The sequence below is a fragment of the Ornithinimicrobium avium genome (assembly GCF_003351765.1).
Taxonomy (GTDB): domain Bacteria; phylum Actinomycetota; class Actinomycetes; order Actinomycetales; family Dermatophilaceae; genus Ornithinicoccus; species Ornithinicoccus avius.
The window spans coordinates 267,621-292,174 of the sequence record NZ_CP031229.1 but is presented as its reverse complement, the minus strand read 5'-3'; the positions used below and the strand labels follow the sequence as shown (position 1 = coordinate 292,174).

Below are 24,554 nucleotides of genomic sequence, written 5' to 3'. Positions count from 1 at the left end.
GCCGCCGCCGGACCCGCTCACCCACCGTGTCGCACGAGGGCTCCGAATGGTTCAGTCTGCCCCCCGGGGTGGGTAGCCGGGAAGGGCCAGCGGCCTGCCGTCCTCCCAGCCGCGCAACGCGCAGGTGACCGCCTCGCCGCACGCGGCCGCCACGTCCGGAACCTCTCGGCGCCCTCGGGCACTCACCCGGTCAGCTCTCGCACGATCTCGGCCGCGGGCCGTTCCTGGATGGCCCGCCAGCCGCTGCCCGCCCACACGTGGACGCCCTGGACGTCGCCCGCCTCGGCCGCCGCCCTGCGGACCGGGGAGCTGACCTGCCCGACGACCGGGAACGCGCTTGGTGCCAGGGGCCCCATCTCGTCGACGAAGGCGTTGCGGACCGCGCCGGCGACCCTCCCGGTGAAGGCCCGGGTGGTGACCCTCTCGGTCAGCGAGGGGTCGCGCAGCGCACGCCGGTAGGTCGACGTGGTGCCCGCCTCGTCGGCCATCAGCAGCGCGGTGCCGACCTGCACGGCGACCGCCCCGGCCTCGAGCGCACGACGGACGTCGCCGGAGGTCGTCACACCGCCGGCCGCCACGAGCGGGAGCTCGCCGGCGGCCCCGGAGCGGACCACCTCCAGCAGGCCCAGGTGGTCGACGACCTCCGGGTCGGCCAGCGGGTCGTGGCTGCCCCGGTGGCCACCGGCCTCGTGGCCCTGGAGCACGAGCACGTCCGCGCCGGCCGCGTGCGCCGCCAACGCTTCCGCGCCCGAGGTGACCGTGACGTGCACCTCGCAGCCGGCCGCGCGCCAGCGCGCCACGGCGTCCGCGCCGGGCACCCCGAAGGTGCAGGACACCACCGCCGGGGCGAAGGTCTCCACGAGCGCCACCTTGTCCGCCCAGTGGTCGGTGCTGCCCCAGGACGGGGTGCCCGGATCGACGCCGAGCGCCGCGGCCCGAGGCAGCAGGGCGTCACGGTATGCCGTGACGGCGGCCTCGTGCGCGGCCCGGTCCACCCGGTGCGGCACGAACAGGTTGATCCCGAACGGCCGCGCCGTGAGGTCGCGCACGTCGACGACGTCCCCCGCCACCTGCTCGGGGGTGCGGTAGCCGGCCGGCAGCATGCCCAGCCCGCCCGCCTCGCAGACCGCTGCCACGAGCGGCGGGAGGCTGACCCCGCCCGCCATGGGGGCGCTGACGACGGGGACCGCGAGGTCGCTCAGCAGACTCACTCCATACCTCCTGCTAGGTGGTGCCGCCACGGTGGACGACGAGGGCTCGGGCGTCGCTGAGGCTGGCCACCTGGTCCACGACCGCCCGCAGGGCGGCGTCGTCGTCGGGCGCCGCGTCGTAGGCTTCGCGGTGGACCGGGTCCAGGGTGCCGGGGTCGCGCCGGTAGGCCTCGACCAGGGCCGCGATGACGGCCCGCTCGGCGTCCATGACGGTGCGGCGCTCCTCGCTCAGCATGACGAAGTGGGCGGCGACCGCCTTGAGCGCGGCCGCCTGCGCGCGGACCACGTCGGGCACCACGAGGTCGGCGGAGTAGCGGCTGAGCACCCCGTCGCCGTAGCGCTCGCGGGTGGCCAGCTCGACGGTGTGCACGAAGTGGCCGATGAGCCGGGAGGTCATGTCCTTCAGGGCGGCCAGGTCCGCGCGCCGACCGTCGTGGCGCTCGGGCACCCACCCGGTGGCGAGCACCTCCTGCAGCGCGGCCCGGAGCGCCCCGACCTCCAGGTCGGGGGCGTACCAGTCGCGGGCCAGCTCGGCGACCACGGTCTGCACCTCCGGCGAGCGCAGCGCGGCGGGGTCGACCCGCCCGGAGGCGATCGCGTCCTCGACGTCGTGCACGCAGTAGGCGACGTCGTCGGACCAGTCCATGACCTGCGCCTCCAGGCAGCGGCGGTGGGGGGCCTGCGAGGGCGACCCGGTCCGCACCCACGCGAAGACCTCGGCGTCGTCGGCGTAGACCCCGAACTTGCGCGACCGGTGGTCGGGCCCACCGCCGCGCTGCCAGGGGTACTTGGTGGCGGCGTCGAGGCTGGCGCGCGTCAGGTTGAGCCCCGCGGGGCGCCCGTCCGGGTGGGACCGCTTGGCCTCCAGCCGGGTCAGCACCCGCAGCGTCTGGGCGTTGCCCTCGAAGCCCCCGATGCCGGCCGTCAGCTCGTCCAGCGCCGCCTCGCCGTTGTGCCCGAAGGGCGGGTGGCCGATGTCGTGGGCGAGGCAGGCGGTGTCGACGACGTCCGCGTCGCAGCCGAGCGCGGCCCCGAACTCGCGCCCGATCTGGGCGACCTCCAGGGAGTGGGTCAGCCGGTTGCGCACGAAGTCGTCGCTGGTCGGGCGCACCACCTGGGTCGTCGCCGCCAGCCGGCGCAGCGCCGCCGAGTGCAGCACGCGGGCGCGGTCGCGGGCGAAGTCGTGCCGGTCCGAGCGCTTCTGCGCGGGGTCCTCGGCGACCCAGCGCTCCCGGTCGGTGGCGGCATACCCTGCCACGTCGCCGTCCGTCGGGGTGCTCACCCTCGACAGGGTATGCGGTGCACCCCGGCGGTCGTGCGAGGCTGGGTGCGTGCGTATCACCGAGCTGTGGGTCTATCCGGTCAAGTCGCTCGCCGGCCAGCAGGTCCAGGAGGTCGAGGTCGAGCCGTGGGGTCCGGCCGGGGACCGGCGCTGGGCGCTGGTCGACGAGGCGGGCGAGAAGGTCACGGCCCGCGAGGAGCACGCGCTGCTGGGGCTGCGTGCCACGCAGGTGGACGAGGAGACGATCCGGATCCACGACCGCGACGGCGGGAGCATCCTGGTCGACACGCCGCTGGGGGTCCCACCGGTGCCGGTGAGCCACTCCCGGCAGGGTTTCGCGGCACCGGCGGACGAGGACGTCAACTGGTGGATCGCCGAGCGCGTCGGCCGGCCGCTGCGGCTGGTCTGGCAGGAGGACCCCACCGTGCGGCGCGTCTCCGGCGCGCACGGCGGGCTGGACGGGGACACGCTCTCGCTGGCCGACGCCGGGCCGCTGCTGCTGACCTCGCAGAGCTCGTTGGCCCGGCTCCAGGCGTGGGTGGGTGAGGAGCCGGTGCTGTCGATGGGCCGGTTCCGCCCCAACGTCGTGGTCGACGGCGAAGACCCGTTCGAGGAGGACGGCTGGGGCAGCGTCCGGCTCGGGGACGTGGAGCTGCGCACGGCCGAGACGTGCGACCGGTGCGTGATGGCCACGATCGACCCGCAGACCCTCGTCGGCGGCAAGGAGCCGACGGCCACGCTGGCGCGCCACCGCAGCTGGGAGGGCAAGACCTGGTTCGGCACCCGGCTCGTCCCGCTCGGGGTCGGCACCCTGCGCGTGGGCGATCCGGTGGTGCCTGGCTGACCGGGTCAGCCAGGACGGGGCGCGTCGCCCTCGGACGTGCCCAGGTCCACGCCGGCGTCGAGCCCGCGACGACCGACGACCAGCTCGCGCAGGCGGCGCGCGCCGTCGCGGAGCACGGGCCCCAGCGGGCGCGGCGGCACGTCGCGGTAGCCGCCGAGATCGAGCCCGGCCTGCTGCTCGAAGAAGCTACGGGCCGCCCTGTCCCCCGTCCGCAGCCACGACCAGCCCATCGAGGCGACGTAGAACGGCAGGAAGGGCAGCCCCAGGCAGTACGCCCACTGCCGGCTGTGGACCAGCTCGTGGCGGATCAGGGTCGGCCGCCGGGCGACGAGCAGGTCGAGGTCGTGGCGGCTGATGACGACGTCGCCGACGGTGAACGCACCGGCGGCCGGGAACGACCAGCGGTAGCGGTCGGCCAGGAAGCAGCGCTCGGGTCCGCGGCGCACCCGGCAGCCGCCCGCCCCCGCGACGAGCAGGCCGAGCGGGGTCGAGAGGTTGATCCAGTTGAGGACGTTGCGCACGCGCACGTCGGTGCCCAGCGGCAGCGCCCCGGGCAGCATCTCCGCCGGGAGCGGGACGGGGGACGTGGCGCGCAGCGGCGGCCGGGTCGCGACCACTAGGCGTACCGGGCCTGCGCCCGGGCCCGGGCCTTGGCGGCCTCGGCCTCGCGGTCCTTGGGCGGGGCGGTGGTGACCAGGCTGTCCAGCAGGTCCTGCGTGGCCGCCGCGACCCGCCGCACCGCGTCGGCGTAGGCGGCCTCGTTGGCCTTCGAGGGCTTCGTGGCTCCGGCGACCTTGCGCACGTACTGCAGGGCGGCGGCCCGGACCTCCTCGGTGGTCGCCGGGGGTGCGAAGTTGTTCAGCGGTCGGATGTTGCGACACATGCCTCAGACCCTGCCACGCGCGCCCGGCTACTGTCTGCTCCATGGGACCGACACCGGGCACGAGCATTCCTCCCACCCCTGCGGCCGGACCGCTGGTCGATCCGGACGAGCTGGCCGGCCAGCTGGACGGGGACGACGCCCCGACCCTGGTGGACGTGCGCTGGTCGCTGGGCTCGGGCGCGGAGAGCAACCGTGCCGCCTACCTCGAGGGACACCTGCCGGGCGCGGCCTTCCTCGACCTGGAGAGCGTCCTGTCCGACCCGGTGGCCGAGTCCGGTGAGGGCGGCAGGCACCCGATGCCGGCGCCGGAGCGGGTGCGCGAGGGGCTGCGCGCCGCGGGGGTGCGGCAGGGGCGTCCCGTCGTCTTCTACGACGCGCGGACCTCCGTCTCCGCGGCGCGTGCATGGTGGGTGGCCAGCTACTACGGCGTGCCTGCGCGGGTGCTGGACGGCGGCCTGGCGGCCTGGGCGCGGGCGGGGCTGCCCGTCGCGACCGGTGAGGCAGACGTCAGCGCGGGCGACGTCGAGCTGACCGCGGGCGGCCGCGAGCTGCTCGACGCGGCCGACGTGGCCCGCTGGCTGGCCGACGGCGGTCAGCTGCTCGACGCCCGCCCGGCCGACCGCTTCCGCGGCGAGAACGAGGTCGTCGACCCGGTCGCCGGGCACATCCCGGGCGCTCGCAGCATGCCCTCGACGGAGCTGCTCGACGAGGACGGCGCCTTCCTTCCGGCTGCGGCGGTGGCGGGCAGGGTGCGCTCGGCCGGGGCTTCGCCGGGCGCACGTTCGGCGGTCTACTGCGGCTCGGGCGTCACCGCGGCGCACGTCGCGCTGGCGCTGGAGGCGCGCGGCCTGGACCGCCCCGCCGTCTACGTGGGCAGCTGGAGCGACTGGATCAGCGACCCCGGCCGCCCGGTCGCGACCGGTCCTGCCTGAGCCTCACCCCTGGGCGAAGCGCTCAACCAGCTCCCGGCCGAAGGCCGGCAGGTCGCCCGGGTTGCGGCTGCTGACCAGCCAGTCGTCGACCACGACCTCCTGGTCCACCCAGGTCGCCCCCGCGTTGCGCAGGTCGGTCCGCAGGGACGGGTATGAGGTCATCGTGCGTCCGCGCACCGCGTCGGCCTCGGTGAGGATCCAGGCGCCGTGGCAGATCACCGCCACCGGCTTGCCCGCGTCGACGACGGCCTTGGTCAGCGCGACGGCGTCCTGGTCCATCCGGATCTTGTCGGCGTTGGCGGTGCCGCCGGGCAGCACCAGCGCGTCGTAGTCCCCGGCCGACGCGCCGGCCGCGGCGACGTCGACCGGCTGGACGTGGCCCTTCTTGCCCTCCACGGAGCCGTCCTTGGGGGAGACCAGGTGCGGCGTGCCGCCAGCCTCCACGACCGCCTCCCACGGGCTGGTCAGCTCGCTGTCCTCGAAGCCGTCGGTGACCAGGAAGGCGATGTCCTTGCCGTCCAGCCGTGCCATCTGCTCGCTCCTTCGATCGTCGTGCGGGGTCCGCCTCCACCGTAACCAGCGGTCCCCGGCGGCGCAGCGCGGGAGGACCGGCGGCAGCCGACCGGGCGGTTCAGCCGCCGTCGGTCACGTCGGGCTCGGCCACGGCGACCGCCTCGCGCTGCGCGTCGTCGAGGTCGCGGGAGTCGAGCCACCTGTCGGGCAGGGCGACGATCCGGGAGGAGCCGGCACGGCCCCGCGGGCCGTCGGCACCCTCGTGGGGCCACGGCTGCTCCGGGTCGAGGCCGTCGATGAGCCGGTCGAGGTCGGCCAGTGTGTGGACGAGGCCGAGCTGCTGGCGCACCTGGCCGCCGACGGGGAAGCCCTTGGTGTACCAGGCGATGTGCTTGCGGATGTCGCGGCAGCCCTTGGCCTCCTCGTGATGGAAGGCGACGAGGAGCTCGGCGTGCCGCCGCAGCACCCGGCACACCTCACCGAGGGTCGGCTCGACGCGGACCCGGGAGCCGGCGAAGGCGGCGGCCAGGTCGGTGAACAGCCACGGCCGGCCGAGGCAGCCGCGGCCGACGACGACCCCGTCGCAGCCGGTCTGCTCGACCATGCGCACGGCGTCGTCGGCGGACCAGATGTCCCCGTTGCCGAGGACCGGGATCGTGGTGACTGCTGCCTTGAGCTCGGCGATCCGGCTCCAGTCGGCCTGCCCGGAGTAGGCCTGGGCCGCCGTGCGGGCGTGCAGCGCAACGGCCGCCGCGCCCTCGGCCTCGGCGATCCGCCCGGCGTCGAGGAACGTGTGGTGGTCGGCGTCGATGCCGACCCGCATCTTGACGGTGACCGGCAGCCCGCCGGCGGACGCCTCGCGCACGGCGGCGCGGACGACGCCGCGGAAGAGCTCGGTCTTCCAGGGCAGGGCGGAGCCGCCGCCCTTGCGGGTGACCTTGGGCACCGGGCAGCCGAAGTTGAGGTCGACGTGGTCGGCGCGGTCCTCCTGCACCAGCATCCGGACCGCGGCGCCGACCGTCGCCGGGTCCACGCCGTAGAGCTGCACCGAGCGCGGCGACTCCTCGGGACCGTGCTCGATGAGCTTCATCGAGACCGGCGTGCGCTCGACCAGCGCGCGGGAGGTGATCATCTCGCTGACGTAGAGCGCCGACGAGCCGGACGCCCCGCCTGCGGCCGCCCCCTCGGCACCGTACTCGCGGCACAGCTGGCGGAAGGGCCGGTTGGTGATGCCGGCCATCGGGGCCAGCACCACCGGTGAGTCGATGGTGTGCGGCCCGATCTGCAGGGGCGGCAGGAGTGCGGTGGCGGTGCTCATGACGGCTCGATTGTCCCACCGCCGGGCGTCTGCCCCGAATCGTCGCCGCTAACGCAGCCCGGGCGGGTCGCCTCGCACCGCGCCCGGCCCCGGCCGCTAGCGTCGTCCGCGTGACCTCCTCCACCGTGCTGCTGACGGGCCTGCTGACCGGCCTCGGCCTCATCGTGGCCATCGGCGCGCAGAACGCCTTCCTGCTGCGCCAGGGGCTGCGTCGCGCACCGGTCCTGCCTCTGGTGCTCTTCTGCACGCTGGCGGACGCCGTGCTCATCGGCCTCGCGGTGGTAGGCGTGGGCGCGGTGGTGGAGGCCTGGCCGGGGTTCCTGTCCTTCGCCCGGTGGGGCGGGGGCCTGTTCGTCATCGGCTACGGCCTGAGCGCGGCCTGGCGTGCGCTCCACCCGGGCGAGGCCCTCGACGTCGCGACCACCTCCTCGCGCGGCGGGCCGGTCGCGGCCTCGCTGGCGACGATGGCGGCGCTGACGCTGCTCAACCCGCACGTCTACCTGGACGTGACGATGCTCGGCACCATCGCCAACGGCCACGGCGAAGCAGGGCGGTGGTGGTTCTACGCCGGCGCCGTCACCGGCAGCGCGCTGTGGTTCTCGGTGCTGGGGCTGGGCGCGCGCCGGCTGGCGCCCTTCTTCTCCCGGGCGCGCTCCTGGCAGCTGCTCGACGGGGTGATCGCGGTGGTCATGGGGACGATCGGCGTGGGCCTGCTCGTGGGCGCGTAGTCAGGCCCGGTAGCGTCCGGACCATGGCCACGCACGAGGTCACCAACCAGCCGCCGCCGCGCGTCGACGTCGACGAGCTCGCGACCAACCTCCCGCTCCTGGAGGGCGTCCGGCGCCACGACGCCTCCTGGGCGCTCGAGGAGCTGCAGGAGGTCGGCCGGCTGGTGGGCAGCGCCGACCTCCAGGCCGACGCCGCGGCGGCCCACCGCAACCCGCCCGTGCTGCGCACCCACGACCGCTGGGGCCGCAGGGTCGACGAGGTGGACTACCACCCGGCATACCACCGCATCATCGGCGAGGCCGTCGCGCGCGGCGCCCACACGGCTGCCTGGGCCGACCCTCGACCCGGTGCCTCGGTCGCGCGCGCCTCGACGTTCATGATGTTCGCGCAGGTGGAGCCCGGTCATGCCTGCCCCGTGTCGATGACGCACGCCGCGGTGCCGAGCCTGCAGCTCTCCCCCGACCTCGCGCAGGCCTGGTTGCCACGGGTGCTCAGCCGTGACTACGACCCCGTCCTGGGGGCCGGCAAGGGCTCGGCGCTCCTCGGGATGGCGATGACCGAGAAGCAGGGCGGCTCGGACGTGCGCGCCAACACGACCCGTGCGGTCGACGCCGGGGACGGCACCCACCGGCTGACCGGTCACAAGTGGTTCTGCAGCGCTCCCATGTCCGACGCCTTCCTCGTGCTCGCGCAGGCGCCCGAGGGGCTGAGCTGCTTCCTGGTCCCCCGCGCGCTGCAGGACGGCACCCGCAACACCTTCCGGATCCAGCGCCTCAAGGACAAGCTGGGCAACCGCTCCAACGCCTCGGCGGAGATCGAGCTCGAGGACACGGTCGGCCACCTCCTCGGCGAGCCCGGTCGCGGGGTGCGGGCGATCATCGAGATGGTCGCCCGCACCCGTCTGGACTGCGTGCTCGGCACCGCGGCCGGTATGCGGCAGTCCGTCGCCGAGGCGCTGTGGCACGCCCGCCACCGGTCGGCCTTCGGCGCCACGCTGGTCGACCAGCCCGCGATGACCGGCGTCCTGGCCGACCTCGCGCTGGAGTCGGAGGCGGCCACCACCACGGCGCTGATGCTGGCGCGTGCCCACGACGCCGACCAGGACCACGAGGACGACGTGGCCCTGCGCCGGCTCGCGACCGCCGTCGCCAAGTACTGGGTGTGCAAGCGCGGGCCCGGCCACGCCTACGAGGCGATGGAGTGCCTCGGTGGCAACGGCTACGTCGAGGAGTTCCCGCTGGCCATGCGCTACCGGGAGCAGCCGGTGATGGCGATCTGGGAGGGCTCGGGCAACGTCATCGCGCTCGACGTCCTGCGCACGCTGGCCCGGGAGCCGCGGGCGCTCAAGGCGTTCGAGGCCGAGGTGGGCCGGGCGCAGGGCGGGCACCGCCTGCTCGACGAGCACCTGCGCCGCACCGGCGAGCTGGCCGCCAGGCTGACGTCGGCGCCCCCGCACGAGGCGGCGGCCGAGGCGCGCCGGTTGGTCGAGGCGCTGGCCCTCGCGCTGCAGGCCTCGTTGCTGGTGCGTCTCTCGCCCGCCGCGGTGGCCGACGCGTTCGTCGCCTCCCGCCTGGGCCCGGCCGGCAGCCACCTGTACGGCGTGCTGCCCCGCGGCACCGACACCGCCGCGATCCTCGCCCGGCACTGAGTCCCGCGACAGGACGCGACGCGCGCCGTGCGACGGCGAGGCAACGAACGGCAACTGTTGGCATGCCCGGTGGCCCGCCGATTGAATGGCACGCAGACGGAGCCCCACCCTCCCGTCCCCGTGCTCGAAGGAGAACCCATGCGGACCACGTCCCGACTCGCACTCACCGGTATCGCCACTGCTGCGGCCCTCACTCTCGCCGCCTGCGGCGGTTCGGGTGACGGAGCCGGCGCCGGGGGTGACGGCAAGACCATGAAGCTGGCCCTCAACCAGACCGAGGACCACCCCTCCTACATCGCCCTGGAGGCCTTCGGGGAGGACCTCAACGAGGCCACGGACGGCCGCTGGGACATCGAGGTCTACCCGAACGCCACGCTGGGCGCCCAGGACGAGACCATCCAGCTGGTCAGCGACGGCAGCGTCGACCTGTCGATCGTGTCCGCGCCGCAGCTGGAGAACCTCAACGACGACTTCGTCGTGTTCAGCCTCCCGACGGTCTTCGACTCCGTCGACTCCCAGATGAGCATCATCAACGACGCGGACGTCGTCGGCGACGTCTACGCCAGCCTCGAGGACTCCCAGAACTTCAGCGTCGTCGGTGGCATCACCCAGGGTGCGCGCAGCTTCTACACCAAGGACGGCCCCGTCCAGACCCCCGCGGACATGCAGGGCCTGAAGATCCGGGTGCAGGAGAGCCCGGTCTTCATCTCGATGATGAAGGCGCTCGGCGCCTCCGCCACGCCGATGGCCTTCGGCGAGGTCTACACCGGCCTGCAGTCCGGCGTCATCGACGGCGCCGAGAACAACGAGGTCTCCTACTTCACCCAGAAGCACTTCGAGGTCGCGCCCTACTTCTCCTACACCCGTCACCTCATCGGCGCGGACTTCCTGATCGCCAGCACCCCGGTGCTCGACGCGATGTCGCAGGAGGACCGCGCCGCCTTCGACGAGGCCTGGCAGAACACCTGGAAGTACCACACCGAGCTGTGGAACGAAGCCACCGAGAAGGCCATCACCGACGCCGAGTCCGGCGGCGCGACGTTCACCGAGGTCGACGCCGGCGCCTTCGCCGACGCCCTCTCCCCGATGATCGAGGAGTTCGTCACCACGGACACGCAGCGCGCGCTGTACGACGGCATCAAGGCGGCCGGAGAGTAGTCTCCAGCTCACCAACGCAACGCATGGGGGCGCCGGACGGCTGATGTCGCACGGCGCCCCCTAGCCATATCCCGAGGCACGCACCACTCGCCCCCCACGCCACACCCCGACATCACGGCTCCCCACCAAGGGCGGCCAGGAGGAACGATGAGCACCGAACCACCACCGAAGGGCGAGGACGCCCCACCCGAGGGACCCGTGCGCTGGGGCCCGCTCATGTCCGCGCTGCGCGCCGTGCGCCGCGTCGTGGACCTGGTCCTCGCCGCGCTGTGCATCGTGGTCTTCACGGCGCTGGTCCTCATCGTCTCCTGGCAGGTCTTCACCCGCGAGGTCCTCAACTTCTCGGCGCCGTGGACCGAGGAGGCGGCCCGCTACACCTTCGTCGTCCTGGCGCTCGTCGCCGCGGCCTACGTCTTCTCCGAGCGCGGGCACATCGCGGTCGAGATGCTGGTCGAGAAGTTGCCGGCGCGCGGGCAGCTGGTCATGGGCCTGCTGATCGAGGCGATCGTCATCTTCTTCACCGCCTTCACCTTCGTCTGGGGCGGCTGGAGGATCGCGCTGAACGCCTGGAACCAGCACCTGTCGACGCTGCCGATCACGGTCGGCCAGGTCTACCTGGTGATGCCGGTGGCCGGGGTGCTCATCCTCTTCTACTCCGTCTACCACGTGATCGGTATCCTCTCCGGCGCGGAGTCGGCCACGCCGGAGTTCGACGAGAACGCGGAGGCGATCTGACATGGACACCCAGGTCCTCATCGCCACGATCGTCCTCATCGGCGGCATCGCCCTCTTCATCGCGATCGGGCTGCCCGTCGCCTACGCGATGGGCCTGCCCTCGGCCCTCGCCATCGTCATCCTCCTCAGCTGGGACGGGGCAGCGCTGACCTCGGCGCAGCGGATCCTGGCCGGCAGCAACTCCTTCCCGCTGCTGGCGATACCGTTCTTCATCCTCGCCGGAGGCCTGATGAACACAGGAGGGATAGCCCAACGGCTCATCGACCTGGCCCTCGTGGTCTCCGGCCGGCTACCGGCCTCGCTCGCGCAGACGACCGTCGTGGCCAACGCCATGTTCGGTACCGTCTCCGGCGCCTCTGTCGCGGCCGCCGCCGCGGTCGGCACCGTCCTCAACCCGCCGATGCGCCAGGCCGGCTACGACCCGAAGTTCTCCGCGATGATCAACGCGGTGTCCTCCCCGGCCGGGATGCTGCTGCCGCCCAGCAACACCTTCATCGTCTACTCGCTGGTGTCGGGCAGCTCGATCGCCGCGCTGTTCATGGCGGGCGTCGGGCCGGGCCTGCTGTGGGCACTGGTCTGCATCGTCATGGTGGCGCTCTACGCCCGCAAGCACCCGGAGCTCAAGGGCACCGGCGAGCGCCCGACCGTCGGCCAGGCGATCATCGTCTTCCTGCGCGCCCTGCCCGCGCTGCTCATGATCGTCGTGGTCATCGGCGGCATCCTCGCGGGCCTGTTCACCGCGACGGAGTCGGCCGTCATCGCCGTGCTCTACTGCCTGGCGCTGGGCCTCGCGCAGCGCACGCTGCCCGTCAGCTCCCTGCCCAGCGTGCTGCTGGAGGCCTCCAAGGTCACCGGCATCATCATGCTGCTGATCGGGATGTCGGGCGTCCTGGGCTGGGTGCTCTCCTTCGCCCGGCTCCCAGGGATGGTCGCGGAGTCGATGCTCGGGCTCACCGACAGCAAGGTGATCATCGTCCTGATCATCATGGTCGTCCTGCTCCTCGCCGGGACGGTGATGGACCCGACGCCGGCCATCCTGATCTTCACCCCGATCTTCCTGCCGGTGGTCACCGAGCTGGGTATCAGCCCGATCCACTTCGGCGCGATGATGGTGTTCAACATGTGCCTGGGCAACATCTCTCCCCCGATCGGCAACAACCTCTTCGTCGCGGCCCGCGTCGGGGACGTCCGGCTGGAGGGCCTCATCTCCAGGCTGTGGCCGTTCTTCTGGGCGCTGGTCGTCGCCCTGTTCGTCGTGGCCTTCGTGCCGGCGCTCTCCGAGTGGCTCCCGACCACCCTCGGGCTGATGGACATGGCGCCGTGACATGGCTCATCCGCTGACGCGCGTCATCCCCGGTGGCGGGCGTCGGCCTCAGCAGCCGACGAGACGCTGCGCCAGGTAGCCCTCGACCTGGTCCAGGGCGACACGCTCCTGGCTCATCGTGTCGCGCTCGCGGATCGTGACCGCCTGGTCCTCCAGGGTGTCGAAGTCGACGGTGACGCAGAACGGCGTGCCGATCTCGTCCTGCCGCCGGTAGCGACGCCCGATGGCACCCGCGTCGTCGAAGTCGACCATCCAGTGCTGCCGCAGGGCGGCAGCCAGGTCGCGCGCCTTGGGCGAGAGGTCGGCGTTGCGGGACAGCGGCAGCACCGCGACCTTCATCGGCGCCAGCCGCGGGTCGAGGCGCAGCACCGTGCGCTTGTCGACGCCGCCCTTGGTGTTGGGCGCCTCGTCCTCGGTGTAGGCCTCCACGAGGAAGGTCATCAGCGACCGCGACAGGCCGGCCGCCGGCTCGATGACGTAGGGGGTGTAGCGCTCCCCCGTCGTCTGGTCGAAGAAGGTCAGGTCCGCCCCTGAGTGCTCGGCGTGCGTGGAGAGGTCGAAGTCGGTGCGGTTGGCCACGCCCTCCAGCTCTCCCCACTCGCTGCCGGTGAAGTTGAAGCGGTACTCGATGTCGACGGTCCGCTTGGAGTAGTGGGAGAGCTTCTCCTTCGGGTGCTCGAAGTGGCGCAGGTTCTCCGGCGCGATGCCCAGGTCGGTGTACCACCGGGTCCGCTCGGCCAGCCAGTACTCGAGCCACTCCTCGTCCTCGCCGGGCTTGACGAAGAACTCCATCTCCATCTGCTCGAACTCACGGGTGCGGAAGATGAAGTTGCCGGGCGTGATCTCGTTGCGGAAGCTCTTGCCCACCTGGGCGATGCCGAAGGGCGGCTTCTTGCGCGCCGCGCCCATGACGTTGGCGAAGTTGACGAAGATGCCCTGGGCCGTCTCCGGGCGCAGGTAGTGCAGACCCGACTCGTCCTCGACCGCGCCGAGGTAGGTCTTGAGCATCATGTTGAACTCGCGAGGCTCCGTCCAGGCCTTGTTGCCGCAGTTGGGGCAGGCGATGTCGGCCAGCGGGACGTCGTCGGGGTCGACCGGCTTGCCCTTCCTGGCCAGCTTGTCGGCGACGCCCTCCTGGAGGTGGTCGGCGCGGAAGCGCTTGTGGCAGGACTGGCACTCGGTCAGCGGGTCGGAGAACGCGCCGACGTGACCCGAGGCGACCCACACCTGCCGCGGCAGGATGATCGAGGAGTCCAGGCCTACGACGTCGTCGCGCATCTGGACCACCGAGCGCCACCACTGGCGCTTGATGTTCTCCTTGAGCGCCACGCCGAGCGGCCCGTAGTCCCAGGCCGACCTCGTGCCCCCGTAGATCTCCCCGCTGGGGAAGACGAAGCCCCGACGCTTGGCGAGGGACACGACGAGGTCGACGGTAGAGGTCTTGGCCATGGGGGTCAGTCTAAGGGTGCGCCAGGGGCGTCCCACCCACGGACTACGCTTGGCGACGTGTCTACCGCGCCCTCCTCCGAGCCCGCCTCCTCCGCCGGTCCCGGTCCCACGCGACGCCGGGTCGAGCAGGCTTCCCTGCCTGCCCTCGAGCTGCTCGCGCGGCTTCCCGTCTGGCTGCCCTTCCTGGTGCTCCTGCTGCTCATGGTCGGTGGTGGGTTCCTCGGTGGTGTGGTCGGCTGGGTGCTGGTCGGGGTGGCCCTGGCGTTCATCCTCTGGCTCCTCTACCTGTCCTGGCCGCGGCTGAGCACCGTGGACCGGGTCATGCGCCTGGCGGTGCTGCTCCTCTTCGTGGCCGTCGCCGTGACCCAGCTGGTGCCGCGCGCCTGAACTCGTATTGACAATCATTCTCATTTCCGTGGACACTGGGGGCCATGCCCGCACGCCTGCGCCCCTTCCTGCTCGCCCCGCTCGTCCTCGCCCTGGCGGGCTGCGGCGAGGGGACCGGTGACGCCACCGGCGGCACCGCGGCAGACGGCGCCGGCCTGCAGCTGGTCGCCAGCTTCTACCCCCTCGAGTACCTCCTGGAACGCGTCGCGGGTGACCGGGCGACGGTCGACACGCTGACCGCCCCCGGGGTCGAGCCGCACGAGGTCGAGCTCAGCCCCCGCTCGGTCGGGTCGCTCGGCTCGGCGGATCTCGTGGTCTACGAGTCGGGTATGCAGCCCGCCGTCGACGACGCGGTGGGCCACCAGGCGGCCGACCACAGCTTCGACGTCGCACCCGCCGCCGACCTGCTCCCCCTCGGGGAGAGCTCGGACGAGCACGGGACGGCGGCGAGCGGGCACGACGACCACGACCACGGCCCGCTCGACCCCCACTTCTGGCTCGACCCGCAGCGCTACGGCGCGGTCGCCACTGCCCTCGGCGAGCGCCTGGCCGAGCTCGACCCGCAGCACGCGCAGGCCTACGCCGCCGACGCGGCGGCCCTGGTCGAGGACCTCGACGCCCTGGACGGCGAGCTCGCGGCCGGCCTGGCCAGCTGCGAGGTGCGCGAGGTGGTCACCACCCACGACGCGTTCGGCTACCTCGGTGCCCGCTACGACCTGCACATGACCGGCATCACCGGCCTCTCCCCCGAGTCCGAGCCGTCTCCGGCCCGCCTGGCCGAGGTCGCGGCCCTGGTCGACCGGCTCGGGGTGAGCACCATCTATGCCGAGCCCCTTCTCCCGCGCGCGATCGCCGAGACCGTGGCCGAGGAGACCGGCGCCCAGGTCCTGACTCTCGACCCGGCCGACGGCCTGAGCAGCGCCGGCTCGGACGCGGACTATTTCGACATCATGCGCACCAACCTGGCCACCCTGCGCGAGGGGCAGCGGTGCTCGTGAACGCCCCCTCCACCCCCGTCCTCCGGCTGCGCTCGGCCTCCTTCGGCTACGACGGCAAGCCGGTCGTCACCGACGTCGACCTCGACGTCGGCCGGGGCGAGGTGGTCGCGGTCCTGGGCCCGAACGGCTCGGGCAAGACCACCCTGGTCAAAGGCCTGCTCGGGCTCTCCGAGCACCTCTCCGGACAGGTCGAGGTGCTCGGCGCCCCCCTGTCCCGGCTGCGCGACCGGACCCGGATCGGCTACGTGCCACAGCGTCATACCCTCGTCGGCGCGGTGAGCGCGACCGTGAGCGAGGTCGTCGACACCGGACTGCTCGCCACCCGTCCGTGGTGGCGGCCGGCCGACCGCACCGAGCGCGAGCGGGTGCGGGAGGCGATCGAGGTCGCCGGCCTCGCCGACCGCGCGACCTTCGACGTCGACACGCTCTCCGGCGGCCAGCAGCGGCGGGTGCTCATCGCCCGCGCGCTGGTCTCGCGCCCCGAGGTGCTCGTCATGGACGAGCCCACCGCGGGCGTGGACCGGGCCAGCCAGGACGTGCTCGCCGGGGTGCTGCACCGGCTGGCCGACGAGGGGACCACGCTCGTCGTCGTCACCCACGAGCTGGCGGCGCTGCGCGGCATCGTCGACCGGATCGTGGAGGTCGACACCGGGCACCTCACCTTCGACGGCACGCCCGAGGGGTATGCCGTGCACCGGGCCGAGTCGGCCCGCCTGGCCGGGAGGACGAGGCTGTCGTGACCGAGATGCTGAGCCTGGACTTCATGCGCAACGCGCTGCTGGCCGCCTTCTTCGTGGGGCTCGCCGCCCCGATGGTCGGGATCTTCCTGGTCCAGCGCGGGCTGTCCCTCATCGGCGACGGCCTGGGCCACGTGGCCCTCGCCGGCGTCGCCGTCGGGGTGCTCACCGACCGCTCGCCGGTCCTCACCGCGCTGATCACCGCGGTCGTGGCGGCGGTCGCGATCGAGCTGGTGCGCGCCCGGGGCCGCACCTCCGGCGACGTGGCGCTGGCCCTGATGTTCTACGGCGGCATCGCGGCCGGCGTGGTCATCATCAACCGGTCCGCCGGCGCCCAGACCGGGACGCTGACCGGCTACCTGTTCGGCGCCATCACCACCACCTCCCGCTCCGAGCTCCTCGTCTTCGGCATCCTCTCGGGCGTGATCGTCGCGGTCACGCTGGTGCTGCGGCCGCGGCTGTTCGCCGTGGCCGGCGACGAGGAGTACGCCCGTGCCAGCGGCCTGCCCGTGCTGGCGCTCAACATCCTGCTCGCCGTGCTCACCGCGGTCACCGTCGTCGTCGCGATGCGCGTCATCGGGCTGCTGCTCATCAGCGCCCTGATGATCGTGCCGAACGCTGCCGCGCAGCAGGTCTCCGGCAGTTTCCGCGCCACCAACCGTTGGGCCGTGCTCTTCGGGGTGCTCTCGGCGGTCGGCGGCGTGGCCGCCTCCTACCAGCTGGACACCGCCTCGGGCGGGACCATCGTCCTGCTGGCCATCGCGATCTTCTTCCTCGCCGCCGGCGCCGGCGCCCTGGTGCGCGCGCTCTCCCGCCGCAGCCACCGCCGGGCCGAGCGGCACGCTCACGAGCACGGCCCGGACTGCGGGCACGAGGCCGTCGCCCACGGCGACCACCTCGACTACCTGCACGACGGCCACCGGCACGCCGCCCACGAGGGGCACTACGACGAGCACGCGGACCACGGGCACGGGGGCACCGACCACCCGAGCGTCGAGCACGAGGAGGCCGCACCGTGACCGCCACCCCGAGGAGGCGCCCCACGCGCCAGCAGTCCACCGTCATCGAGCAGCTGGGTCGGACCGAGGACTTCACCAGTGCCCAGGACCTGCACGCCCGCCTGCGCGAGGACGGGGCCCGGGTCGGCCTGGCCACGGTCTACCGCACGCTCACGGCCCTGGCCGCGGCCGGGGAGATCGACACCCTGCGCACCGACGAGGGCGAGGCCGTCTACCGGATGTGCTCGACCGGGCACCACCACCACCTCGTCTGCCGCGGGTGCGGGCGGACCGTGGAGATCGAGGGTCCGGCCGTCGAGCGGTGGGCCGACCGGGTCGGGCACGAGCACGGCTACACGCAGGTGGAGCACACCCTGGAGGTCTTCGGCACCTGCCCGGCCTGCGCGGGGGCCAGGACCCCGTGACCATCCCGGTCCGCGACGACATCGGACTCGACGAGCCGTCCTGGCTGCGCTGCCGGGTGCTGTCGTTCCTCGGCTCCGCCTACTTCGACGACGTCAAGACCGCGCGCACCACCTTCGAGGGCGAGGCCGCGGCGTGGCGATCGCCGGCTGGCCTGGATCCACGCCTGGACCCGCGAGAACCCGGCGGCCGACGCCTGGTACCTCGCGCGAGGTCTCGCCCTCGACCAGACCTACCTGCACATCTACGACGACTGGTCCGACCCGGACGCGGGTCTTGCCGCCCCGTACGGCCTGGGCGCCCCGGTCACGGCCTTCCTCCACGGCCCGGACGAGGACCCCGCGGTATGGCGTGCCCGCTTCGCGCGCATGCACCGGTGCCGCCGCTACGTGCTCACGCTCTGACCCCGGCCCACACCGGTGGCGACAGCCTCCCGGCCGCCCGACAGCGCAAGTAGGGCATCCGCGACCGGCCGATCACGCATGGAGGCTCACGTCCGCCCGGGCCGGTCCACCGCTCCCCCGTAGCGCCGGTCGCGAGCGGCATACGTCTCGATAGCGTCCCACAGGTGCCGGCGGTCGTAGTCGGGCCACAGGACGTCCTGGAAGACCATCTCGGCGTAGGCGCTCTGCCAGAGCAGGAAGTTGGAGGTGCGCTGCTCCCCCGAGCTGCGCACGAAGAGGTCCACGTCGGGCACCTGGGGGTGGTAGAGGTACCGCGCGACGGTCCGCTCGTCGACCCCCTGCGGGGACAGCCGCCCGGCCCTGACGTCCTCGGCGATGCGGCGCACCCCGTCGGCGACCTCGGCCCGCCCCCCGTAGTTGACGCAGAAGTTGAGCGTGATGACGTCGTTGTCGCGGGTCTGCCGCTCCGCCTGCTCCAGCTCGGAGATGACCGAGCGCCACAGCCGCGGCCGACGACCCGACCAGAACATCCGCACCCCCCAGGAGTCCAGCTGGTCGCGGCGCCGGTGGATGACGTCCCGGTTGAAGCCCATGAGGAAGCGCACCTCGTCGGGGCTGCGCCGCCAGTTCTCGGTGGAGAAGGCGTAGGCGGAGATGCACTCCACGCCGATCTCGATCGCGCCGGCGACGACGTCGAGCAGGGAGGCCTCCCCCGCCTCGTGCCCCTGCGTCCGCCTCAGCCCGCGCTGGTTGGCCCACCGTCCGTTGCCGTCCATGACGATCGCCACGTGTCGCGGCACCAGCTCGCGCGGCACGGCGGGCGGGCGCGCCCCGGAGGGGTGCGGGAAGGGTGGTTGCGGCTGGCGGGCGGCCATGGGGTCAGTGGATCCTCTCGACGTGGCGCAACGATCTCACCCCGCGCTCCAGGTGCCACTGCAGGTATGCGGCCACGAGCCCGCTCGCCTCGCTGCGGTGGCGCCGCTGGCTGGCGTCGGCGACCACCCAGTCGCCGCTGAACAGGGCCCCGAGCAGGTCCAGCGTCTCCGGTGCGGGCGCCGAGGAGCCGGGCGGGCGGCATGACGGGCACACCGACCCGCCCGACGGGACGTGGAAGGCGCGGTGCGGCCCCTCCATGCCGCAGCGCGCGCAGTCGTGGAAGCTGGCCCGCCAGCCCCCGATCGCCAGCGCCCGCACCAGGTAGGAGTCGAGGACCAGACGCGCCTCGTGCTCGCCCGAGGCGAGGGCGGAGAGTCCCCCCGCGAGCAGCCGGAAGTGCTGGAGCGCGGGCTGTCCCTCCTCGGTGAGCTGCTCGCAGGTCTCGAGCATGACGCTGGCGGCCGTGAAGGAGGGGTAGTCGCGAGCGATCGCCTCGCCGTAGGCGGCCAGCCCGTCGGCCTGGGTGATCGTGTCCAGGTTGCGCCCCTCGTAGCACTGGACGTCGACGACCATCCCCGGCTCGAGCCGTGCGCCGAACTTGCTCCTGGTGCGGCGCACGCCCTTGGCGACGGCGCGGACCTTGCCGCGCCCGCGGGTGAGCAGGGTGACGATGCGGTCGGCCTCGCCCAGCTTGTGCGTGCGCAGCACGACTGCTGCTTCGCGGTAGGTGGGCATGGACCCATTGTCCCCCGTGCACGCCCGGATCCGTGGCGGCAGGCCGGGGTGCAGGACACCTGGCGCGATTAGCACACCTGTTCTATGCTCATGACCATGATGCTCCAGGGTTCCTTGCTCGACCAGGTCGACGAGGTCGGTCTGCGCCCGCTGGCCGGCGCGGTCCGCCGCACCACGCTGTCCCACGGTGCCTGGGTGGACGTGCGCCCGGGCTGGCTGACCGGCGCGGACGAGCTGTTCGCCCGGCTCGCCCTGGGCGGACCGGCCGGCGTGGAGTGGCGCGCGGAGCGCCGCACGATGTGGGACCAGGAGGTCGACACCCCGCGTCTGCTGAGGTTCTACCGCGAGCACGAGACCCTGCCCGACCCGGTCCTGACGCGGGCGCGCGAGGCGCTGTCGCAGCACTACGCGCGCGAGCTCGGGGAGCCGTTCCGCACCGCCGGGATGTGCCTCTACCGCGACGGCCGCGACAGCGTCGCCTGGCACGGCGACCGGCACGGCCGCAGCACCCACCAGGACACGATGGTCGCGATCGTGAGCCTGGGTTCGCCGCGGACGCTGATGCTCCGGCCACGGGGCGGTGGCACGAGCACGCGCCACGTCCTCGGGCACGGCGACCTGCTGGTCATGGGCGGCAGCTGCCAGCGCACGTGGGACCACTGCGTGCCCAAGACGAGTCGACCGGTCGGTCCGAGGATCAGCGTGCAGTTCCGCCCGCTCGGGGTGCGCTGAGAGCCGCCCCGCGGACGGCCGGGCCGACCAGCTCGCGGACCGCGGCGGCGTCCGGGGCCGCCAGCGCCCGGTCGGCCAGCTCGCGGTACTCCCACGTGGAGCCGGCCCGAAGTGCCCGCTTGACCATCGGGACCGCCGACGCCGTCGCGCTCAGCTCGTCCACGCCGAGCCCGACGAGCAGCCCGGCCAGGTCGGGGTCGGAGGCGCTCGCGCCGCAGAAGCTCACGGCCACGCCCGGCGGGACGTGGTCGGCCACGTGCCGCACGAGCTGGAGCACGGCCGGCTCGAGGGGATCGGACCACGCCGCGAGCGCGGGGCTGCCGCGCTCGGCGGCCAGCACGTACTGCGCGAGGTCGTTGGACCCCACGGAGACGAAGTCCAGACCCCCGGCCAGCGTGCCGACGCACAGGGCCGCGGCGGGGACCTCGACCATGATCCCGACGCCCAGCCCCTCCGGCGGGCCGGGCAGGCCCGCGCGGGCGGCCGCCCGCGCCAGGAACGAGCGGGCGGTCCGCACGTCGTCGGCGGTGGAGACCATGGGGAAGAGCACCCGCAGGGGGTGGTCGACCGCGACCCTGCAGATGGCCTCGAGCTGGTCCAGCAGCAGCGCGGGCTGGGCGACGAAGGCGCGCAACCCCCGGAGGCCGAGGAAGGGGTTGCGGCCCTCCTCCGCGGGCATGAACGCCAGCGGCTTGTCCGCGCCGGCGTCCCACGTCCGGATCGTCACGTCGTGCGGGTCGAAGACCTCGGCCAGCGCGGCATACACCTCGACCTGCTGCTCCACCGTCGGAGCCTGGCGCCAGCGGGCGAAGACCGCCTCGGTGCGGACCAGCCCCGCGCCGTCGGCGCCCTGCCCCGCACCGGCGCGGGCCACGGCGAGGGAGGCGACGTTGGCCTTGACCCGGACGCGCACGTGGTCGGCGGTGAGAGCGGGCACGTGGGCGTCGCGCAGCCCCTGCTCGCGCTCCGTGCGGCGCCGGGTGACCATCTCCTCGAACTCCGCGCGCTCCTGCGGCCCCGGGTCGACCTCGAGCCGCCCGTTGCGGGCGTCGAAGGCGACCACGGTGCCGTCGGGCACGTCGAGCCGCGAGCCGACGCCGGTGAGGACCGGCATGCCCCGCGCCGTCGCCACCAGCACGCCGTGGCCGGTCGTGCCGCCGTGCCTGGTGAGCACACCGTGGACCCGCCCGGGGTCGAGCGCGAGCGCGAGCCCGGGATCGAGCTCGTCGACGACGAGGACGCCCTCGCCGGCGACCTCCGGCTCGGCCAGGCCGAGAAGCTCGCGCAGGACGCGCTCGCCGACGCTGCGCACGTCGAGCGCCCGCTCGCGCTGGTAGGGGTCGTCCAGCTCCTCGAAGCGACCTGCCGCCTCGGCGACCGCGTCCCACCAGGCACCGGCAGCGGACGACCCGCCCTCGATGCGCTCCGTCGCCGCCCCGGTGATCTGCGGGTCGCGCAGCAGGGTGGCCTGCGCGGTGAAGACCTCGGCCTCCCCGCGCCCGAGGTCGCTCAGAGCCCGGTCGGCCAGCTCCTCCAGCCGGCCCCCGGACTCCTCGAGAGCCACGCGCAGCCGGTCGGACTCCACGCCGGCGTCCTGCGCCGGCACCCCGTGCGGGTCCGGGAGGACGTCCAGCCGCACCACCGGGCCGATCGCGGCGTCCAGCCCGGAGCCCGTGACGGCGATGCCCGGCTCCCTCGCGACCGACAGGACCGGCGGCCCGTCCGCCAGCGGCTCGGCGGGGGGCAGGTCGCCGAAGCCCAGCTCGGCCAGCTCGACCAGGGCGGCCAGGACCTCCTCGCTGCGAGGGCCACGCGCCTCCGCCACGAGCACGTGGCCCTGGCGCGCGTCGAGGGTGGCCACGCCGGACAGGCTGAGGGCGTCGACGGGGCCGCGTCCCGAGGTGCGGTTGCGCACCAGCACGGTGGTGTCGGGGGCCACCGCGCCCGCCCGGGCGACGAGCCGCGCGGCCGGCCGGGCGTGCAGACCGTGCTCGGCCAGGACCGGCAGCTCCACCGACCTCGCCGGCGGACCCGGGGCGTCGCAGGTGCGGGTGCCCTCGCCGGTCGGTGCCGGGTGCGGACCGGGCCGCTCGTTGACGATGTGCCCCGCGGAGCCCCCGAGCGCAGCGTCGCCGGCACCGCCGCCGGCAGCGAGGTGCTCGACCTTGGCCCGCTGGGCGGCCTCCGCCTCGCGCGCGCAGGTCCACAGGTCCGCCCCGGCTGCCGCGGAGGCACTGGCGGCCACGACGCCCTCGACCAGTGGCGCCGGGCTGAGCACGACGCGCGCGGCCAGCTGCGGGTCGACCAGCTCAAGGGCCATCTCCGCGGAGAGGACGGCGCTGCCGAGGTCGAGCAGGACCAGCACGCCGTCGCCGCCCGAGGCGGTGTCCGCACGGACCAGCGCCTGCGCCACCGCGGTGGCGTCCGTGCCGAGCGTCTCCTCGTCCAACCCGGCCGCCATCTCCAGGTGCGGCCCGTCCCCGTCGACCGTGGCGTGCGCCAGCGCCACCACGGCGCGGGCGAGGCTCCGGCTGTGGGAGACCACGACGAGCGAGATCACGACGCTCCGATCAGCCGAGCGTGCGGGCCGCTGCCTCGAGCAGCAGCACCGCGCTGGACGCCCCCGGGTCCACGTGCCCCGCGCTCCGCTCCCCGAGGTAGGAGGCGCGTCCCTTGCGCGCCACCAGCGGCTCGGTGGCGTCGCGCCCGCGTGCCCCGGCCCCGGCGGCGGCCGCGAGGCACTCCGCCGTGCCCGACCCTGCGGCCAGCGCGGACTCGAACGCCTCCAGGGCGGGGGCGAACGCGTCGTACATCGTCTTGTCGCCGACCTCCGCCCGGCCCCGGGCGACGATCCCGTCCACCCCTGCGCGCAGTGCCTGCGCCAGGGCGCGGGCGTCCACGTCGGGGGCCGCGGACAGCGGCCCGGCCATCCGCAGGAAGAAGGTGCCGTAGAGGGGGCCCGACGCACCGCCGACGGTGCCCACCAGGGTCATCCCGACCTTCTTGAGGTAGGCGTCGATGCTGGTGAAGTCCTCCTCGGCGGCCAGCTCTGCGCACCGTCGGAAGCCACGGGCCATGTTGGTGCCGTGGTCACCGTCGCCGATGGCGCGGTCGAGGTCGGTCAGGTGCTCGGCCTGCTCCTCGATCGAGGTCGAGCAGTCGGCCAGCCAGTCCTGGAAAGCGGTCAGTGTCGTCATGTCTCCTCATGCTCCCCATCGCAGGCCGGGGGTCACCACGGGGGCGTCCCACAGCCTCACGACCTCGTCGTCGGCCCGCAGGAGGGTGACCGAGCAGCCGGCCATCTCCAGCGAGGTGATGTAGTTGCCCACCAGGCTACGGGCCAGGCCGACCCCGGCCCCGTCCAGGAGGTCCCGGACCTCGTGGCACATCAGGTAGAGCTCGAGCAGCGGGGTGCCGCCCATCCCGTTGACCAGGGCCAGCACCGCGTCGCCGCGCCGCAGACCGAGGTCCTCCACCACCGGCCCGACGAGGTCCGCGGCGACCTCGCGCGCGGTGCCCAGGGGCAACCGCCTGCGACCCGGCTCGCCGTGGATGCCGATGCCGAGCTCCATCCGCCCCTCCTCCAGCTCGAAGGTGGGCACCCCGGCGGCCGGCACCGTGCAGGAGGTGAGGGCCACCCCCATGGAGCGGGTCCGGGCGTTGACGTCGCGGGCGAGGGCCGTGCAGCCGGCCAGGTCGCGCCCCTCCTCGGCCGCGGCACCCACGATCTTCTCCAGCAGCACGGTGCCGCCGACCCCGCGACGGCCGGCGGTGGAGAGGCTGTCCTCGACGGCGACGTCGTCGTCGGTGACGACCACCTCGACCTGCGGGCCGTCCCCGGACTCCAGCAGCTCGAGGGCCATCTGGGCGTTGAGCACGTCGCCGGTGTAGTTCTTCACCACGTGCAGCACCCCGGCTCCACCGTCGGCGACGCGGTGCGCCGCCACGAGCTGCTCGGGCACCGGGGAGGTGAAGACCTCCCCGCAGGCCGCGGCGTCGAGCATGCCCACTCCGACATAGCCGGCGTGCAGCGGCTCGTGCCCCGACCCGCCCCCGGACACCAGCCCCACCTTGCCCGGCACCGCCCCGCCGCGGCGGCTGACCACGCGCTGCCCGAGGTCGACCACCAGGTCGTCGGGGTGGGCGGCGGCCATCCCGGCCAGCGCCTCCACCACGGCGTCCGCGGGGTCGTTGAGCAGCTTCTGCATGCGCCCACTCTGCCACGCCGCGGGCGGGAC

General features: G+C 73.7%; 25 protein-coding genes. 13 read left to right on the top strand and 12 right to left on the bottom strand.

Annotated features, from left to right (window positions below):
* Positions 1-182 precede the first annotated feature (182 nt).
* Both DV701_RS01350 and DV701_RS01345 read right to left on the bottom strand, forming a co-directional pair.
* Positions 183-1,211 (bottom strand): NAD(P)H-dependent flavin oxidoreductase, encoded by a 1,029-nt coding sequence (locus DV701_RS01350; RefSeq protein ID WP_228255151.1) that lies wholly within the window; start codon positions 1,209-1,211, stop codon positions 183-185.
* 13 nt (positions 1,212-1,224) lie between these two features.
* A complete protein-coding gene (locus DV701_RS01345; RefSeq protein ID WP_228255150.1) occupies positions 1,225-2,493 on the bottom strand; it encodes a deoxyguanosinetriphosphate triphosphohydrolase in 1,269 nt (422 codons plus the stop codon).
* A 49-nt stretch (positions 2,494-2,542) separates the two neighbouring features.
* Between DV701_RS01345 and DV701_RS01340 the strand changes: the two genes are divergently transcribed.
* On the top strand, positions 2,543-3,337 hold the full coding sequence (locus tag DV701_RS01340) for an MOSC domain-containing protein (RefSeq protein WP_114926763.1): 795 nt from the start codon (positions 2,543-2,545) through the stop codon (positions 3,335-3,337).
* 5 nt (positions 3,338-3,342) lie between these two features.
* Here the strand turns inward: DV701_RS01340 and DV701_RS01335 are convergent, their stop codons facing one another.
* Positions 3,343-3,954: a hypothetical protein gene (locus DV701_RS01335; RefSeq protein ID WP_202863594.1), complete on the bottom strand. Its 612-nt coding sequence runs from the start codon at positions 3,952-3,954 to the stop codon at positions 3,343-3,345.
* Positions 3,954-4,220: a DUF2277 domain-containing protein gene (locus DV701_RS01330; RefSeq protein WP_114926762.1), complete on the bottom strand. Its 267-nt coding sequence runs from the start codon at positions 4,218-4,220 to the stop codon at positions 3,954-3,956. Before DV701_RS01330 ends, DV701_RS01335 begins: the two co-directional genes overlap by 1 nt.
* Before the next feature lie 41 nt (positions 4,221-4,261).
* On the opposite strand from DV701_RS01330, the gene DV701_RS01325 reads away from it, so the two are divergent.
* Positions 4,262-5,152, top strand: coding sequence for a sulfurtransferase (locus tag DV701_RS01325; RefSeq protein WP_114926761.1), 891 nt, complete (start codon positions 4,262-4,264; stop codon positions 5,150-5,152).
* Between the two features lie 3 nt (positions 5,153-5,155).
* On the opposite strand, the gene DV701_RS01320 is transcribed toward DV701_RS01325, so the two are convergent.
* Both DV701_RS01320 and dusB read right to left on the bottom strand, forming a co-directional pair.
* The gene (locus tag DV701_RS01320; protein WP_114926760.1) at positions 5,156-5,683 is read right to left on the bottom strand and encodes a type 1 glutamine amidotransferase domain-containing protein; all 528 of its coding nucleotides are present in this window, start codon (positions 5,681-5,683) and stop codon (positions 5,156-5,158) included.
* Positions 5,684-5,783: 100 nt separating this feature from the next.
* Positions 5,784-6,983 carry a tRNA dihydrouridine synthase DusB gene (gene dusB, locus DV701_RS01315; protein WP_114926759.1) on the bottom strand — a complete coding sequence of 400 codons (1,200 nt, stop codon included), beginning with the start codon at positions 6,981-6,983 and terminating at the stop codon, positions 5,784-5,786.
* 110 nt (positions 6,984-7,093) lie between these two features.
* Between dusB and DV701_RS01310 the strand changes: the two genes are divergently transcribed.
* The 5 genes from DV701_RS01310 (at position 7,094) to DV701_RS01290 (ending at position 12,577) form a co-directional block, all read left to right on the top strand.
* Positions 7,094-7,711, top strand: coding sequence for a LysE/ArgO family amino acid transporter (locus DV701_RS01310; protein ID WP_114926758.1), 618 nt, complete (start codon positions 7,094-7,096; stop codon positions 7,709-7,711).
* Positions 7,712-7,734: 23 nt separating this feature from the next.
* Positions 7,735-9,360: an acyl-CoA dehydrogenase family protein gene (locus tag DV701_RS01305; protein WP_114926757.1), complete on the top strand. Its 1,626-nt coding sequence runs from the start codon at positions 7,735-7,737 to the stop codon at positions 9,358-9,360.
* Between the two features lie 138 nt (positions 9,361-9,498).
* On the top strand, positions 9,499-10,518 hold the full coding sequence (locus DV701_RS01300; protein ID WP_114926756.1) for a TRAP transporter substrate-binding protein: 1,020 nt from the start codon (positions 9,499-9,501) through the stop codon (positions 10,516-10,518).
* 147 nt (positions 10,519-10,665) lie between these two features.
* On the top strand, positions 10,666-11,253 hold the full coding sequence (locus DV701_RS01295) for a TRAP transporter small permease (protein ID WP_228255149.1): 588 nt from the start codon (positions 10,666-10,668) through the stop codon (positions 11,251-11,253).
* Between the two features lies 1 nt (position 11,254).
* The gene (locus tag DV701_RS01290) at positions 11,255-12,577 is read left to right on the top strand and encodes a TRAP transporter large permease (protein ID WP_114926755.1); all 1,323 of its coding nucleotides are present in this window, start codon (positions 11,255-11,257) and stop codon (positions 12,575-12,577) included.
* A 48-nt stretch (positions 12,578-12,625) separates the two neighbouring features.
* Here the strand turns inward: DV701_RS01290 and DV701_RS01285 are convergent, their stop codons facing one another.
* Entirely contained in the window at positions 12,626-14,026 is a 1,401-nt protein-coding gene (locus DV701_RS01285) for a glycine--tRNA ligase (RefSeq protein WP_114926754.1), read from the bottom strand.
* 57 nt (positions 14,027-14,083) lie between these two features.
* Here DV701_RS01285 and DV701_RS01280 point away from each other — a divergent pair, with 57 nt between their 5' ends.
* The 5 genes from DV701_RS01280 to DV701_RS18620 are packed head-to-tail and all read left to right on the top strand — an operon-like array spanning position 14,084 to position 17,571.
* Positions 14,084-14,413, top strand: a complete 330-nt coding sequence (locus DV701_RS01280; RefSeq protein WP_114926753.1) for a DUF6703 family protein — start codon at positions 14,084-14,086, stop codon at positions 14,411-14,413.
* Positions 14,414-14,457: 44 nt separating this feature from the next.
* Positions 14,458-15,411, top strand: coding sequence for a metal ABC transporter substrate-binding protein (locus DV701_RS01275; protein WP_114926752.1), 954 nt, complete (start codon positions 14,458-14,460; stop codon positions 15,409-15,411).
* Entirely contained in the window at positions 15,408-16,151 is a 744-nt protein-coding gene (locus DV701_RS01270; protein ID WP_114930537.1) for a metal ABC transporter ATP-binding protein, read from the top strand. Before DV701_RS01275 ends, DV701_RS01270 begins: the two co-directional genes overlap by 4 nt.
* On the top strand, positions 16,148-17,167 hold the full coding sequence (locus tag DV701_RS01265) for a metal ABC transporter permease (protein WP_228255148.1): 1,020 nt from the start codon (positions 16,148-16,150) through the stop codon (positions 17,165-17,167). Before DV701_RS01270 ends, DV701_RS01265 begins: the two co-directional genes overlap by 4 nt.
* Complete coding sequence (locus DV701_RS18620) at positions 17,164-17,571, top strand: Fur family transcriptional regulator (RefSeq protein ID WP_228255147.1); 408 nt, start codon at positions 17,164-17,166, stop codon at positions 17,569-17,571. Before DV701_RS01265 ends, DV701_RS18620 begins: the two co-directional genes overlap by 4 nt.
* 488 nt (positions 17,572-18,059) lie before the next feature.
* Here the strand turns inward: DV701_RS18620 and DV701_RS01260 are convergent, their stop codons facing one another.
* The gene (locus DV701_RS01260; RefSeq protein WP_114926751.1) at positions 18,060-18,848 is read right to left on the bottom strand and encodes an isoprenyl transferase; all 789 of its coding nucleotides are present in this window, start codon (positions 18,846-18,848) and stop codon (positions 18,060-18,062) included.
* A gap of 4 nt (positions 18,849-18,852) precedes the next feature.
* Entirely contained in the window at positions 18,853-19,584 is a 732-nt protein-coding gene (gene recO / locus DV701_RS01255) for a DNA repair protein RecO (RefSeq protein WP_114926750.1), read from the bottom strand.
* Positions 19,585-19,674: 90 nt separating this feature from the next.
* On the opposite strand from recO, the gene DV701_RS01250 reads away from it, so the two are divergent.
* A complete protein-coding gene (locus DV701_RS01250) occupies positions 19,675-20,316 on the top strand; it encodes an alpha-ketoglutarate-dependent dioxygenase AlkB (protein ID WP_114930533.1) in 642 nt (213 codons plus the stop codon).
* On the opposite strand, the gene ptsP is transcribed toward DV701_RS01250, so the two are convergent.
* From ptsP to dhaK, 3 genes are read right to left on the bottom strand one after another with little or no spacing between them, the layout of a single operon-like run.
* Positions 20,282-22,876 (bottom strand): phosphoenolpyruvate--protein phosphotransferase, encoded by a 2,595-nt coding sequence (gene ptsP, locus DV701_RS01245; protein WP_114926749.1) that lies wholly within the window; start codon positions 22,874-22,876, stop codon positions 20,282-20,284. The two genes, DV701_RS01250 and ptsP, sit on opposite strands and share 35 nt — an antisense overlap.
* 10 nt (positions 22,877-22,886) lie before the next feature.
* Positions 22,887-23,513 carry a dihydroxyacetone kinase subunit DhaL gene (gene dhaL / locus DV701_RS01240; RefSeq protein WP_114926748.1) on the bottom strand — a complete coding sequence of 209 codons (627 nt, stop codon included), beginning with the start codon at positions 23,511-23,513 and terminating at the stop codon, positions 22,887-22,889.
* A gap of 6 nt (positions 23,514-23,519) precedes the next feature.
* Entirely contained in the window at positions 23,520-24,524 is a 1,005-nt protein-coding gene (gene dhaK / locus DV701_RS01235) for a dihydroxyacetone kinase subunit DhaK (RefSeq protein ID WP_114926747.1), read from the bottom strand.
* Positions 24,525-24,554: the final 30 nt, after the last annotated feature.

Bases quoted from the DNA above. Each gene is read 5' to 3' on its own strand.
- DV701_RS01250 (WP_114930533.1), top strand. From the start codon at position 19,675: ATGACCATGATGCTCCAGGGTTCCTTGCTCGACCAGGTCGACGAGGTC.
- DV701_RS01285 (WP_114926754.1), bottom strand. From the start codon at position 14,026: ATGGCCAAGACCTCTACCGTCGACCTCGTCGTGTCCCTCGCCAAGCGT.
- DV701_RS01330 (WP_114926762.1), bottom strand. From the start codon at position 4,220: ATGTGTCGCAACATCCGACCGCTGAACAACTTCGCACCCCCGGCGACC.
- DV701_RS01320 (WP_114926760.1), bottom strand. From the start codon at position 5,683: ATGGCACGGCTGGACGGCAAGGACATCGCCTTCCTGGTCACCGACGGC.
- DV701_RS01275 (WP_114926752.1), top strand. From the start codon at position 14,458: ATGCCCGCACGCCTGCGCCCCTTCCTGCTCGCCCCGCTCGTCCTCGCC.
- recO (WP_114926750.1), bottom strand. From the start codon at position 19,584: ATGCCCACCTACCGCGAAGCAGCAGTCGTGCTGCGCACGCACAAGCTG.
- DV701_RS01295 (WP_228255149.1), top strand. From the start codon at position 10,666: ATGAGCACCGAACCACCACCGAAGGGCGAGGACGCCCCACCCGAGGGA.
- DV701_RS01290 (WP_114926755.1), top strand. From the start codon at position 11,255: ATGGACACCCAGGTCCTCATCGCCACGATCGTCCTCATCGGCGGCATC.
- dhaK (WP_114926747.1), bottom strand. From the start codon at position 24,524: ATGCAGAAGCTGCTCAACGACCCCGCGGACGCCGTGGTGGAGGCGCTG.
- DV701_RS01325 (WP_114926761.1), top strand. From the start codon at position 4,262: ATGGGACCGACACCGGGCACGAGCATTCCTCCCACCCCTGCGGCCGGA.
- dhaL (WP_114926748.1), bottom strand. From the start codon at position 23,513: ATGACGACACTGACCGCTTTCCAGGACTGGCTGGCCGACTGCTCGACC.
- DV701_RS01305 (WP_114926757.1), top strand. From the start codon at position 7,735: ATGGCCACGCACGAGGTCACCAACCAGCCGCCGCCGCGCGTCGACGTC.
- dusB (WP_114926759.1), bottom strand. From the start codon at position 6,983: ATGAGCACCGCCACCGCACTCCTGCCGCCCCTGCAGATCGGGCCGCAC.
- DV701_RS01300 (WP_114926756.1), top strand. From the start codon at position 9,499: ATGCGGACCACGTCCCGACTCGCACTCACCGGTATCGCCACTGCTGCG.
- DV701_RS01260 (WP_114926751.1), bottom strand. From the start codon at position 18,848: ATGGCCGCCCGCCAGCCGCAACCACCCTTCCCGCACCCCTCCGGGGCG.